12 protein-coding genes and 1 pseudogene are annotated in these 12,726 nt (G+C 65.4%); 6 read left to right on the top strand and 7 right to left on the bottom strand.

All coding sequences use genetic code 11. The annotated features are described in order from the left end of the window. Positions 1 to 2: 2 nt before the first annotated feature. The 3 genes from AB3K78_RS02145 to AB3K78_RS02135 all read right to left on the bottom strand — a co-directional run bounded on the left by AB3K78_RS02145 (position 3) and on the right by AB3K78_RS02135 (position 1,639). Positions 3 to 428, bottom strand: coding sequence for a VOC family protein (locus AB3K78_RS02145; protein ID WP_416445768.1), 426 nt, complete (start codon positions 426 to 428; stop codon positions 3 to 5). 87 nt (positions 429 to 515) lie between these two features. Continuing rightward, complete coding sequence (locus AB3K78_RS02140; protein WP_416445766.1) at positions 516 to 1,244, bottom strand: esterase/lipase family protein; 729 nt, start codon at positions 1,242 to 1,244, stop codon at positions 516 to 518. A gap of 62 nt (positions 1,245 to 1,306) precedes the next feature. Beyond that, a complete protein-coding gene (locus AB3K78_RS02135) occupies positions 1,307 to 1,639 on the bottom strand; it encodes a hypothetical protein (RefSeq protein WP_416445764.1) in 333 nt (110 codons plus the stop codon). A gap of 585 nt (positions 1,640 to 2,224) precedes the next feature. Between AB3K78_RS02135 and AB3K78_RS02130 the strand changes: the two genes are divergently transcribed. Both AB3K78_RS02130 and AB3K78_RS02125 read left to right on the top strand, forming a co-directional pair. Next, positions 2,225 to 3,055 carry a serine/threonine-protein kinase gene (locus tag AB3K78_RS02130; protein ID WP_416445762.1) on the top strand — a complete coding sequence of 277 codons (831 nt, stop codon included), beginning with the start codon at positions 2,225 to 2,227 and terminating at the stop codon, positions 3,053 to 3,055. Further along, the gene (locus AB3K78_RS02125) at positions 3,052 to 4,203 is read left to right on the top strand and encodes a hypothetical protein (RefSeq protein ID WP_416445760.1); all 1,152 of its coding nucleotides are present in this window, start codon (positions 3,052 to 3,054) and stop codon (positions 4,201 to 4,203) included. The genes AB3K78_RS02130 and AB3K78_RS02125 overlap by 4 nt, the downstream gene beginning before the upstream one ends. A 917-nt stretch (positions 4,204 to 5,120) precedes the next feature. Here AB3K78_RS02125 and ychF read toward each other — a convergent pair. Together ychF and AB3K78_RS02115 are read right to left on the bottom strand one after the other, a co-directional pair. Further along, positions 5,121 to 6,194, bottom strand: coding sequence for a redox-regulated ATPase YchF (ychF, locus tag AB3K78_RS02120; RefSeq protein WP_416445758.1), 1,074 nt, complete (start codon positions 6,192 to 6,194; stop codon positions 5,121 to 5,123). Positions 6,195 to 6,205: 11 nt separating this feature from the next. Next, positions 6,206 to 6,700 (bottom strand): DUF1761 domain-containing protein, encoded by a 495-nt coding sequence (locus AB3K78_RS02115; RefSeq protein WP_416445756.1) that lies wholly within the window; start codon positions 6,698 to 6,700, stop codon positions 6,206 to 6,208. A gap of 150 nt (positions 6,701 to 6,850) precedes the next feature. On the opposite strand from AB3K78_RS02115, the gene AB3K78_RS02110 reads away from it, so the two are divergent. Then, positions 6,851 to 7,435, top strand: a complete 585-nt coding sequence (locus AB3K78_RS02110) for a 3'-5' exonuclease (RefSeq protein WP_416445754.1) — start codon at positions 6,851 to 6,853, stop codon at positions 7,433 to 7,435. Between the two features lie 31 nt (positions 7,436 to 7,466). Here the strand turns inward: AB3K78_RS02110 and AB3K78_RS02105 are convergent, their stop codons facing one another. Continuing rightward, positions 7,467 to 8,159: a response regulator transcription factor gene (locus AB3K78_RS02105; RefSeq protein ID WP_416445752.1), complete on the bottom strand. Its 693-nt coding sequence runs from the start codon at positions 8,157 to 8,159 to the stop codon at positions 7,467 to 7,469. Next, a complete protein-coding gene (locus AB3K78_RS02100) occupies positions 8,156 to 9,541 on the bottom strand; it encodes a sensor histidine kinase (RefSeq protein WP_416445750.1) in 1,386 nt (461 codons plus the stop codon). The genes AB3K78_RS02105 and AB3K78_RS02100 overlap by 4 nt, the downstream gene beginning before the upstream one ends. Between AB3K78_RS02100 and AB3K78_RS02095 the strand changes: the two are divergent. From AB3K78_RS02095 to AB3K78_RS02085, 3 genes and pseudogenes are all read left to right on the top strand, one after another. Next, positions 9,540 to 10,421 (top strand): annotated as a pseudogene (locus AB3K78_RS02095) (transporter substrate-binding domain-containing protein); the annotation flags it as partial. The gene AB3K78_RS02100 and the pseudogene AB3K78_RS02095 overlap by 2 nt on opposite strands. A gap of 164 nt (positions 10,422 to 10,585) precedes the next feature. Then, on the top strand, positions 10,586 to 11,953 hold the full coding sequence (locus tag AB3K78_RS02090) for an amino acid ABC transporter substrate-binding protein/permease (RefSeq protein ID WP_416445748.1): 1,368 nt from the start codon (positions 10,586 to 10,588) through the stop codon (positions 11,951 to 11,953). Further along, positions 11,950 to 12,723, top strand: a complete 774-nt coding sequence (locus tag AB3K78_RS02085) for an amino acid ABC transporter ATP-binding protein (protein WP_416445746.1) — start codon at positions 11,950 to 11,952, stop codon at positions 12,721 to 12,723. Before AB3K78_RS02090 ends, AB3K78_RS02085 begins: the two co-directional genes overlap by 4 nt. Positions 12,724 to 12,726: the final 3 nt, after the last annotated feature.

Raw genomic sequence — 12,726 nt, 5'->3', positions numbered from 1 at the left:
GATCAGTCGTTGTCGCTGGAGAACGACCACATCACGCCGAAGCGGTCGAACACCTGCCCGTACCAGCCGCCCCACGGTGCCCGTTCGAACGGCATCCCCATGGCGCCGCCGCCGTCGACGAGCTTCGCGATGAGCCCCCGTGCCTCCTCGGCGGTGTCGGTCGTGTACAGCAGCGAGTAGGCGCTGCCGCGCACGTTGTAGTCGTTGCCGTCCTCCATGGCGTCGCCGCCGGCGATGATTCCCGCCGGCAGCACGAGGGTCGCGTGGGCGACGGCCTGCGGATCAGGCGTGAAGGGCATGCCCTCCATCGGCGGGATGTCGCCGTAGCGCATGATCTGGAGCTCTCCGCCGAACACGTCGTGCCAGTGCTCCATCGCCTCCCCCGTCGTCCCGGGGAGCGAGATGTAGCTTGCGAGCGATGCGGCCATGATGGGATCCGTTCCTGTCGTCGGGCGTGCGTACGCCCTCAGCATGCCCCTCTGCGGAGGATCGCGCCAGAGCCTCGGAGCAGGTGTTCAGGATCCGTTCGCCGGCCCGGGGTCGGCGAGGCGCTCGATCGCGTCGAGCACCTCCGGGGAACCCAGGATGCGGAAGTGCCCGGATTCCGCGGTCGGCACGTTCTCGGCGCCGTCGAGGCGCGAGCCGTCCGGGATGTGCGGGTCGAACGGCGGGTGGATCGAGACGATCCGCGCGTCCGCCTCGGTGCGCGCGACCAGCGCCCGGATCCCCGGGTCGTTCGGCTGCAGCGACCTCAGCACGCGCGTCGGCATCCAGCGCGCCAGCGAAGAACCGGCGAAGGGGGTCGCGATCGCGATCACGCGTGCCACACGGCCCTGTTCCTCACCGAGCAGCACCTGCTTCGCGATCAATCCGCCCTTGCTGTGCGCGACGATCACGGTGCCGTTGAGATCGTTGTCCCGCAGGCAGCGTTCGACGAGGCCGGCCCCCGTCTCGACCGGCGCGGTATTGCGCCGCAGCTCGGGCAGGATGTGCACCGGATGCCCGGCACGGTTGAGCCGCTCGGCGATGAGCCGCATCATGGTCCAGCTCTCGAACACGCCGGGCACCAGGATCACCGGAGCCAGGTGCCCGCGCCGGAACCGCTCGGGCGGGTGCGGCCGCCGTGCTCCGTCCCAGATGTTCGACACCGCCCACGCGTAGTCGGAGGCGTGGATTCCGAGTCTGCGGAGGGGCGGCAGGGGCTCCGGCTGCGGTTCCGGGACGAACGCGGGGATCGGTTCCAATCGCTCGATCCCCCGGTTCGGCCTCGTGCTCTGCAGTCCGGCCTCGTCGAGACCGTCGGGTTCTACTTGTACCAGACGAACTTCGGCACGGCCGCGACGTACGCGCCGCCGCAGGAGACCGAGACGCGCTGGCCGGTGGTGGTCCAGGCGGAGGTCTGGGTGAACGAGCCGCCGTGGCCCGCGCTGTACCACCCACAGCCGACGTTCACGGCGTACTTGGTGCCGGCGGGCGTCCGGCAGGTCACGTTGTAGACGTGCTGTCCGTTCGAGACGGTCTCGTTCGAACAGTACCGGGCGAAGGATCCCTGTGTGGAGGCCATGGCCGGGGTCGCGGCCACGAGCGGCAGCGAGATCGCCGCGGAAACGAGTGCGAGGGCGAGGAGCTTCTTGCGCATTACTACAACTTTCAATCGACTTCTTTGTCTGAAACCGTGCAGGTGCGTCCGATGGTAATCGCTCGCCCCGCATCCGTCCAACCCGTTCCGGAGCCCGCGCGATACTGTTCTTCTCCTCGCCCTCTCCAGCGCGCCGGGCCCCGCGACCCGGCTCGATGGATCGCAACGACGAGGGCCCGCCCCAACCTGTCGGTCGGGGCGGTCCCTCGTGCGGATCGCGCGGCGATCAGACGTTGAAGCGCCACTCGTGGCTGTATCCATGAGGAGTCATACATACATAGACTTTCGTCGAGACGGGGGTAGGGCGATGCTCTGCTCTTCTGCTTTCCTCATCGAGGCGGATACGGAAATGAGATTTCCCCAGAAACTCAACCCATTTTTGGTGCCGAGCTCCAAGCGAGGACTACCCCACAACGCGCCAATCACTGGAACGATAGAAGCTCCCCCCGTGCAGAAGAGTTGCGTTGAGAACGTACCGTCGTTCTACTCCCACTGGTCCCACCAAAGAGCCTGATGTTTACCCACTCAACGGAGACATGCCCCTCAGTAAGTCCCTCGAGGTACCCCTTGTGCCATGATGCTGACATGAGCGACCATCTCAGAAAGGCCTGCGAGGCTCTCCAGGTCACCCCCGTTCGACCACTTGTCGAAGGTGGACAGAAACAAGTTTTCATCGTCACAGACCCATCTGGGAAACATAGCGTTCTGAAGTTGATTGATCTCGGGCTCGCAACCGATCCCGCAGCTCTGGAACGTGCCACACGAGAGGTTGATCTCCTAAAGCGCGTGAAGCACCCCAACGTCGTCGCCGTCGAAACAGACCTACAGCAGATCGGCGCACCACCATCTGCAGTGTTCTGGCTTGAAGAGCACTTGGACGGCACAGATCTCAGGTATGCAGGCTCAAAGTGGCCCTACGTTGACCTGCTCGAACTTGGTCTAGGTGTAGCGGCAGGGCTCGGCGCTCTCCACCGGCAAAGGGTCATTCATCGAGACCTTAGTCCCGGCAATGTGCAACGACTCACCAATGGAAAGTTCGTTGTGATCGACCCTGGGTTCGCAAAACACACCCTTCGAAGTGGCCTTACGGTGGGCGGCCAACCTGGTACGAGAGGCTTCATGAGTCCCGAGCATCTTCAGGCTTACTCGGGCTCACCTACGGCCGCTTCAGACGTGTTCGGCGCCTGCAGCCTCGTGTATTTCGCTGCTTCCGGCACCCCACCAGTTCCCTACAAAGGTGACGATGCGGAGTACCTACAAAGACTAAGAAACGCAACACATATCCGTCTTCAGGACCGTCGACCTGACTTGCCGGAAGAGTTTTGCCATGTCATTGAACGCGGACTCCATCCGCAACCTGCCCGCAGGTATCGAAACGGAGCCGCATTGCACACAGCGCTTGGAGGACTTTCATGAGCGTGTTTCTCGAAGACACAGCCCGAAACAATTTACCCACCTGGGCCACCGCAGCCATAAAAGATGGTTACGCAAAAGGTGCATATTTGTCTCCGTTCGCTTCCCCAAAACTAGGAAACGGATACAAACGATCCGCTGCCGACGTCGCCAAGACCATTATCTCCTCAGGTGGCGAATTCTGGTTCGATCCTATGACATATGCGTTGAGCATGCCCAGGACCGGAGACTTTCGGCATTACAATACATGGGACTTATGGGGCAAGGATCGTGGCACCCTTGACACCTCACACGCTCAAAAAGACCACGTCAACCGAGTTTTCGATATTCAAGCCGAGCTGGGAAGCCCTCATCTTGCCCCGGCGATTCTAGTTTCCTACCCAGATACTCTCACGAGTCAACGTGCATTGGAGCTCAGCCAGCGCTCGGTCGAGATATCCGCCAACGCATGGCTGACAGTCGCAGGAGATCATCAGTTTTGGAGCGCCGGGGCCGAACTGGACGCACACATCGGAGCGTTGGACCAACTTCAACCCGCAGGCTGGCTCCTAGTAGTCACCCGATCAGACAATGCCATGCCACCCAGCGCCACCGCAGAGGAAGTCTACGGACTTATGCGCACAACTTATGCGCTGAGCCAAGATAGACCAGTACGGGTGGCCTTTGGCGATCTGGCGGCCCTTCCGGCAGTAGCTGCAGGCGCCGAAGCGTTGGGTACCGGTTGGGATATGCGTCAGCGCCTCTGCGCATACCAAGATTTCGAAGAACGGGCTCCTGACGCAAGCACAGGCGGGGGATGGTACCAACGCCCCACCCTGGAAGGCTTGTTTGGTGGCCTCACAAACGGGGAGTATGTCATCCTCGTTTCCGAGAATCCTGCGCTTGCTGAACGGTTAACTCCTGGGGCCATTGGGCCAAAGCCGCAGCAGGCGTTTCGGCATCATGCCACAACACTCACGCGCATAATTGATGAGCTTATGCCACTTGCAGGTCGTCAAAGAGTTGAACGCCTTCGAGACCTGTATGTGGGAGCACATAAGGAGTGGCCGAGAGTGCATCGGATCACAGGCGCAAAAATAGGCAGCGATCGTTGGATCAAGCCATTCCTCGAAGGGATCAAGCTATTCTGCGAGGCCGAGGGCTGGAACTGAGCTTCCCACTGCAGCGTACAAGTATTCAAAGCCCCTGAGTCGTTGCGGGGGCCGATGCCGTCGCATGCTGGGCCGGACTTGCCACTTCGAGGCAAGAAAAAGCCCACCTCCATCGGCGACTATTCGATCACGCGCTCGCGTGGCCGCTACCGCCCCCACTTCCCCGAGCACCACAACATAGTTGTTGGCCCAGGTGCGGTAGGCACGCCCCTGCAGGACTGCCTTCTGCCAGTCCTTAACTTTGGCTTCAATCGCAATTAGCGTGCCTTTAGGCTGCAGTGCAGGGTTGAGAAGGAAAGAACCATTTCGAGTCTTGTGTGCCGCTCCAACGCGTTCCAATCTTGCGAGGATTGGTTCAATTTCATAAGAAGCCCAGCCCACCTTCTCTGCGATTGAATCTAACCGAGATGGCCTTCCAGCGTAAAGCGCGTCAAGCACTCTGCAATCCACTTCTGAAACAATTGGCGTAACTCCAGCGAGCTGACGCTCGTGCAACCACGCTTCCCCACCCACCAAGATTGCAAAGTCAGGGAGTCCTAGCGGGCTCGGCATCTCAGGAAGCATGAGGACACTATCGTGCTTCCCTGGCAAGTTGGCAGCAGCCTGGCTAGCCGAAGTGTGTAGCGATAGCTCCTCACGCGGCTCGAAACGTTTTCCAGGAAGGGATGATCCCGGAACTACGAATCTGATCTTTTTCATCACCATGCCCCCCCTGCACCTCCCACAAATTAGGCGTCTGCGCCAGGTGCAAGGCGATCTCTGAAGGACGTCCCGGCAGTCAATCGAGATCCGCTTCGTGCGATCTTGCACCCAACTTCGCGAATGCCCTTTTGCGGTGCGGGAATGGTAAATTTCGCATCACACTTTGAACTTCAAGGACGAATCACAGTTCGACCAAGCCTACTCACTTCTTCATGTCAGACGTTGAAGCGCCACTCGCAGACGTCGCCGTCCTGCATGATGTATTCCTTGCCCTCCATGCGGGCCTTGCCCTTGGCACGGGCTTCGGCGACGGAGCCGGTCTCGACGAGATCTTCGAACGAGATGATCTCGCCCTTGATGAAGCCCTTCTCGAAGTCGCCGTGGATGACACCCGCGGCCTGCGGCGCGGTCGCGCCCTTCTTGATGGTCCACGCGCGCGCCTCCTTGGGGCCCGCCGTGAGGTAGGTCTGCAGCCCGAGGGTGTCGAAGCCGACGCGGGCGAGCTGGTCGAGACCGCTCTCGGCCTGACCGATCGACGCGAGCAGCTCGGCAGCGTCGGCGGGATCGAGCTCGATGAGCTCGCTCTCGATCTTCGCGTCGAGGAAGATCGCCTTGGCGGGGGCTACGAGGGCGGCGAGCTCGTCGCGCTTCGCGTCGTCCTGCAGCACCTCCTCGTCGACGTTGAAGACGTAGAGGAACGGCTTCGCGGTGAGCAGGCCGAGTTCGCGGATCGGCTCGAGGTCGATGCCCGAGTGCGAGAGGACCTTGCCCTCGTTCAGCGCGGCCTGTGCGGCCTTCGCCGTCTCGACGACCGAGGCGTCGATCTTCTTGTTCTTCAGTTCCTTCTCGTAGCGCACGAGCGCCTTCTCGAGGGTCTGGAGATCGGCGATGATCAGCTCGGTGTTGATCGTCTCCATGTCGCTGGCCGGGTTCACCGCACCGTCGACGTGGATCACGTCGGGGTCGGAGAAGCCGCGCACGACCTGGGCGATGGCGTCGGCCTCGCGGATGTTCGCGAGGAACTGGTTGCCGAGCCCCTCGCCCTCGCTGGCGCCGCGCACGATCCCGGCGATGTCGACGAAGCTGACCGGGGCGGGCAGGATCCGCTCGCTGCCGAAGATCTCGGCGAGCTTGTCGAGCCGCGGGTCGGGCAGGTTGACGACGCCGACGTTCGGCTCGATGGTCGCGAACGGGTAGTTCGCGGCGAGCGCGTCGTTCTGGGTGAGCGCGTTGAAAAGGGTGGACTTGCCCACGTTGGGGAGTCCTACGATGCCGATAGTCAGAGCCACGGGGGTTCAGTCTACGCGAGTGCGGGCGGCCACACCCCGATGACGATCGAGAGCACCAGGATGGTGACGAGTTCGTGCACCACGTTCAGCACGGTGAGCTTCACCGGCCGCCCTTCGAACGCGTCGTGGGTGATGAAGCGCGCGGCCGTGAATCCGGCCCAGAGGATGAGCCCGGCGACGAGCGCGGTGCCGAAGAACGCGAATCGGTCGATGGAGAAGTCGCCCTGCCCGACCGTCGTATCGCCGGCGTTGACGATTACCGTCGACCGGCCCGGGATCGCGATCATGCCGACCACCCAGGCCAGCGCCCAGGAGGTGATGAAGCTGACGACCAGCGTCACGAGCAGCGGGAGCACGATCGCGATCGCGGGCTTGCCCTCCGGCTGCACGCCGGTGAGCTTCATCCAGCGGGTGCCCATGACGCCCTTGGAGTACCAGATCGCCCCGACGACCATGGTCGAGAGGGTGGCCGCGATGACGGCCCAGTAGTTGATCGCGGGGATCATGCCGCGCCTCCTTCCGGCGGCGAGCGCCGCGCCTACCCGACATTCTGCCCCACTGCGGGGACATCGGCGCGGCTTTCCAGAGCCACAGGATCCGAGCCAAGGGCACGGGCCTCGCACGGAGTTGTCGGCGGCGTGTGTCAGGATCTTCGGGTGACCGTCGACTTCACCGCCATCGATTTCGAGACCGCGAACAGCCATGCCGCTTCGGCGTGCGCCGTCGGTCTCGTGCGCGTCCGCGCGGGCCGGGTGGTCGAGCGCGCCGAGTGGCTCATCAAGCCGCCGGCCGAGCACGGCCAGTTCCAGCACTGGAACATCAAGATCCACGGGATCACGCCCGACATGGTCGAGGGCGCTCGCGACTGGGCCGCGCAGTTGCCCGAGCTGGTCGACTTCGTCGGGTCCGACATCGTCGTGGCGCACAACGCGGGCTTCGACATGGGCGTGGTGCGCGGGTCCTGTGCGGCGACGGTGACGCCGACGCCGAAGTTCCGCTATCTGTGCAGCGTGCAGGTCTCGCGCAAGACCTACGACATCCCCTCCCACCGGCTTCCGCTCGCCGCGGCGGCGGCGGGCTACGGCGAGTTCCACCACCACGACGCGCTCGCCGATTCGGAGGCGTGCGCGGCGATCATCTCGGACGCGGCGATCCGGCACGGCGTCGACGACGTCGCGTCGCTCGCGAAGGCGACGGGCCTGCGCCTGCAGACCCTCAAGGCGATCCCGCTGAAGCTCTAGGCCTACCGGGCCCCAGCACGGGCGAACCCGGCTAGCTCGCCTCGCCCGCGCTGCGCAGCCAGGTTAGCACGGCGAGCACGCGCCGGTGGCCCGACGCGGTGTCGGTCAGCCCGAGCTTCTGGAAGATCGCGGAGATGTGCTTCTCGACGGCACCGGCGCTGACGACGAGCGCCGCGCCGATCTCGGGGTTGCTCTTGCCCTCGGCCATGAGCCCCAGCACCTCGCCCTCACGAGAGGTGAGCCGTTCGACCGGGTCGCGGTGCCGCTGCATGAGGCCGCGCACCACCTCGGGGTCGAGCACCGTCCCTCCCGCCCGCAGCCGCGCGACCGCGTCGCGGAACTCGTCGAGCGAGGCGACGCGATCCTTCAGCAGGTATCCGACGCCGGACGGGTCGCCGGCGAGCAGCTCGCCCGCGTAGACGAGCTCGACGTGCTGGCTGAGCAGCAGCACCGAACGGTCGGGCCAGCGCTCGCGGATCGCGAGCGCCGCGCGCACCCCCTCGTCGCGGAACCCCGGCGGCATGCGGACGTCGAGCACCACCAGGTCGACCGGGTGCCGTTCGAGCTCGGCGAGCAGCTGCTCGGCATCGCCGACCGCGACCACCGTCTCGTACCCGGCCTCGTCGAACAGGCGGATCAGCCCTTCCCGGAGCAGACCGGAGTCCTCGGCCAGTGCGATGCGGAGCGCCGGCGCGAGGACTTCGGTCTGTCGGGATTCGGTCACGCCCCCAACGATACGGGGATCCGGGCCACGATCACGGTCGGACCGCCGTCGGGGCTCGACAGGGTGATGGATCCGCCGACGCCGCGCACCCGCTGGTCGAGCCCGTAGAGCCCGTGGCCCGGCAGCAGCATGGCGCCGCCTCGGCCCTCGTCGCTCGCGGTCAGGATCGCCCAGCCGGCGTCGTCCGCGAGGTGCAGGTCGAAGCGCCCGGCGCCCGAGTGCTTCGCAGCGTTCGCGAGGCACTCGGCAGCGATGAAGTACACGGTGCGCTCGGTGACCTCCGAGAGCCGCACGTCCTCCCCCACGGCCCAGGTCATGCGGGTCGGGATCGGTGCGCTGTCGGCGATCGCCTCGAGCGCGGCTCGCAGACCGCGGTCCGCCAGCAGGGGCGGGGCCACTCCGCGGGACAGCGCGCGCAGTTCGTCGAGCGCTGCGCCCGCGGTGCTGCGCGCCTCGGCGAGCAGCGAGGACACCGCCGCCGGATCATCGGCCATCCGGCGCTCGGCCGCGGCGAGATCCATCTGCAGGCGCACGAGCCGCTGCTGCGGACCGTCGTGGAGGTCGCGCTCGAGCTGGCCGAGCGTGCGGTGCTCTTCGGCTGCGGCGAGTTCACGGGCGATCTCGAGCTGCACGACGTCGCGCTGCAGGCGATCGCCGGCAGTCTCGCCGAGCAGGGCGCGGGACACCGCCCAGTCGACCATGGCGAGGCCGCGCAGCACGAGCGGCAGCGTGGCGAGGAAGATCAGTCCGAGCACGCCGTAGAGGATCGCGTCCCCGGTCAGCGGATCCACGGGCATCGGCGAACCGGACAGGGAGTCCCAGATGACGGTGCTCAGGTGGGTGTTCTTCCCGCTCGTCGGGATCAGACGGTTCCAGATCCAGGCGGTGGGGCCGAACACCGCGATGACGGTCCACATCAGCGAGAGGCCCCACAGCGTGACGGAGAGCGGCATGTGCACCAGGCCGCTGTGCAGCAGGGCGCGCCATCCGGCACCGTGGGAGAGCTGCCCGCGCAGACGCGCGAGGATCCCGCCCGGGCGCGTCGGCGGCGGCACCGGGCGGGTGATCGGCCGGTCGACCGCGGCGCCGATGAGGCCCGCCCACGCGTCCCCGAAGATGCGAGCGGTGAGCAGCGCGCCCACCACGAGGAAGATGCCGAACACCAGGACGATCGATCCCAGGCCGACGAGGAACAGGGTCTGGAGCACGGTGAAGGCGATGATCGAGAAGGGCATCGCGAGGAGCAGGATGCCGAGTGTCTTCGGCGCGGCGAGCCAGAGGGCCCAGTACCCGGTCGGGCGGCGATCCGCGATGGCGGAGGGCGGGTGCGACTCGGCCGTGCGGGACGCCCGTCCGGGTTCGATGAGTTCGTGAGCGGTCATGTCATTCAGTCTGCCCGGCGGCCGCGATCCCACCCATCCGGCGCACCCCGGAACCGGGGTGGGGTTTCTCCCCGACCGGGGGTCGGGCGCGCCGCCGACCCCCTCGGGCTGCGAGTTCGCTGAGATATGCCTACCCTGGACCCACGGCCCGCAGACCGCGGAGCCTCCAACGAAGGAGCAGCCCTCAGTGCACCAGAGCAAGCATCCATTCAGCCTTCGGCTGGCGATCGGGGCGGTGATCGCGGGCCTCGTCATGCTGGTCGCGGGATCCGCCGCGCAGGCAGCGCCCCCGTCCGCGGGGCCCGCGCACGCCGCGCCCGCGAAGACGGCCGATCTGCAGGGCAAGAAGTTCGTGATCGCGACCGACACCACCTTCGCGCCGTTCGAGTTCCGCGAAGGAGGCAAGCTCGTCGGCATCGACATGGACCTCCTCAACGCCATCGCCGAGAAGGAGAACTTCCAGGTCGAGATCCAGTCGCTGGGGTTCCAGGCCGCGGTCTCCGCCGTCACCTCCGGGCAGGCGGACGGCGTCATCGCCGGCATGTCCATCACCGACGAGCGCAAGCAGACCTTCGACTTCTCCGATCCGTACTTCGATTCGGGCGTGCAGATGGCCGTCGCGAAGAACAGCGACGTGAAGAGCTACGACGACCTGAAGGGCAAGACGGTCGTCGCCAAGGGCGGATCCGAGGGCGAATCGGAGGCGAAGAAGCTCTCCGAGAAGTACGGATTCACCGTCAAGGCGCTCGACCAGTCGACGAGCCTCATCGAATCGGTCAAGAACGGATCCGCGGCCGCGGTCTTCGACGACTACCCGGTGCTCAAGTACGGCATCGCCCAGGGCAACGGCCTCAAGGTCGTGACCGACAAGATCCCCGGCGGCCAGTACGGCTTCGCCGTGGCGAAGGGCAAGAACGCGGATCTGCTCGCGGCGTTCGACGAGGGCTCGCGGCGCTCAAGTCCGACGGCTCGTACGACAAGATCCTCGAGAAGTACCTCGGCACCGGCGGCACCTCGGGCGGTGGCGGGGAGGCTCCCGCTGCGATGGATCTGGCCGGCAAGAAGTTCACGATCGCGACCGACACCACCTTCGCACCGTTCGAGTTCCGCAAGAACGGACAGCTCGTCGGCATCGACATGGACCTCCTCAACGCCATCGCGAAGGAGGAGAACTTCCAGGTCGAGATCCAGTCCCTCGGTTTCCAGGCCGCGGTCTCCGCCGTCACGTCCGGGCAGGCCGATGGCGTCATCGCCGGCATGTCCATCACCGACGAGCGCAAGCAGACCTTCGACTTCTCGGACCCCTACTTCGATTCGGGCGTGCAGATGGCCGTCGCGAAGAACAGCGACGTCAAGGGATACGAGGACCTCAAGGGCAAGACCGTCGTCGCCAAGGGCGGCTCGGAAGGCGAGTCGGAGGCGAAGAAGCTCTCCGAGAAGTACGGCTTCACCGTCAAGGCGCTCGACCAGTCCACCAGCCTCATCGAGTCCGTGAAGAACGGATCCGCTGCGGCCGTGTTCGACGACTACCCGGTGCTAAAGTACGGCATCGCGCAGGGCAACGGCCTCAAGGTGGTCACGGCCAAGATCCCCGGCGGCCAGTACGGCTTCGCCGTGGCGAAGGGCAAGAACGCCGACCTGCTCGCAGCGTTCAACAACGGTCTCGCCCGGATGAAGGCGGACGGCAGCTACGCGAAGACCCTCGAGACGTACCTCGGCAAGGACACCTCGGCGACCGCGGACGGCGGCGCCAAGGCGCAGCCGGGGTTCGTCCAGCTGTTCGTCGACTCCATGCCCGCGCTCGGCGAGGGCCTCTGGAACACCCTGCGCATCACCATGATGGCGTTCATCATCGCGATGGTGCTCGGACTCATCTTCGGGTTCATGAAGATCTCGACCTCGCGGACCCTGCGCGGGATCGCCTCGGTCTACGTGGCCGTGTTCCGCGGTACCCCGGTGCTGGTCTGGGCGTTCCTGTTCTACTTCGGCCTGCCGCAGCTCACCGGAGTCACGGGGAACGTGTTCTGGGCCGGTACCGCGACCCTCGCGCTGAACTCGGGCGCGTACCTCACCGAGATCGTGCGCGGCGGCCTGCAGGCCGTCGATCCGGGCCAGATGGAGGCAGCGCGATCCCTCGGCCTCGGCTGGGGCAAGTCGATGCAGCGCGTCGTCGTTCCGCAGGCGGTCAAGATCTCGACGCCGGCGATCATCAACCAGTTCGTCATCACGCTGAAGGATTCCTCCCTGCTGCTCACCATCGGCTTCGCCGAGCTGCTCTACCAGGCGCAGCAGATCTACGCGGCCAACTACCGCACGACCGAGATGCTCATCATCGTGGGCATCATGTACTTCGTGGTGATCACCCTCCTGACCTGGGTCGCCAACATCGTGGATAAGAAGGTGAACAAGTGAGCGACAAACTCACCTCCGGAACCGTTCCCGTCGTCGTCAGCGGCGCGGGGATCAGCGTGACCGGGCTCCGCAAGTCGTTCGGTTCGAACGAGGTCCTCAAGGGGATCGACCTCGAGGTCGCGCCCGGCGAGGTCGTCTCGCTCATCGGTCCTTCGGGATCCGGCAAATCGACGATCCTGCGCTGCCTCAACAAGCTCGAGGTCCCGACCGCGGGCACCGTCGTGGCGAACGGCTTCGACATCATGGATCCGAAGGTCGACATCAACGAGGTGCGCCGGCACGTCGGGATGGTGTTCCAGCACTTCAACCTCTTCCCCAACATGAGCGTGGTCGAGAACGTGATGCTCGCGCCGGTCGAGACGGGCAAGCGGTCGAAGGAGGAGGCCCGCAAGCAGGCGCTCGCGCTCCTGCGCCGGGTCGGTCTCGAGGAGAAGGCGGACGCGCGTCCCGCGCAGCTCTCGGGCGGCCAGAAGCAGCGCGTCGCGATCGCGCGCGCACTCGCGATGGAGCCCGCGATCATGCTGTTCGACGAGGCGACCTCGGCGCTCGACCCCGAGATGGTGGGCGAGGTGCTCGAGGTGATCCGCGAGCTCGCCAAGACGGGCATCACCATGGTGCTGGTCACGCACGAGATGGGCTTCGCCCGAGAGGTCTGCGACAAGGTCGTGTTCATGGCCGACGGTGTCGTCTGCGAGCAGGGCGACCCCGAGCAGGTGTTCGACCACCCGCAGACGCCGCGCCTGCAGGAGTTCCTGAGCAAGGTGCTCTGAGGG

The sequence above is a fragment of the Leucobacter sp. HNU genome (assembly GCF_047946755.1).
Classification (GTDB): Bacteria; Actinomycetota; Actinomycetes; order Actinomycetales; family Microbacteriaceae; genus Leucobacter.
Note: the sequence above shows the minus strand (reverse complement) of the source record. Positions and strands in the feature narration are given on the sequence as shown.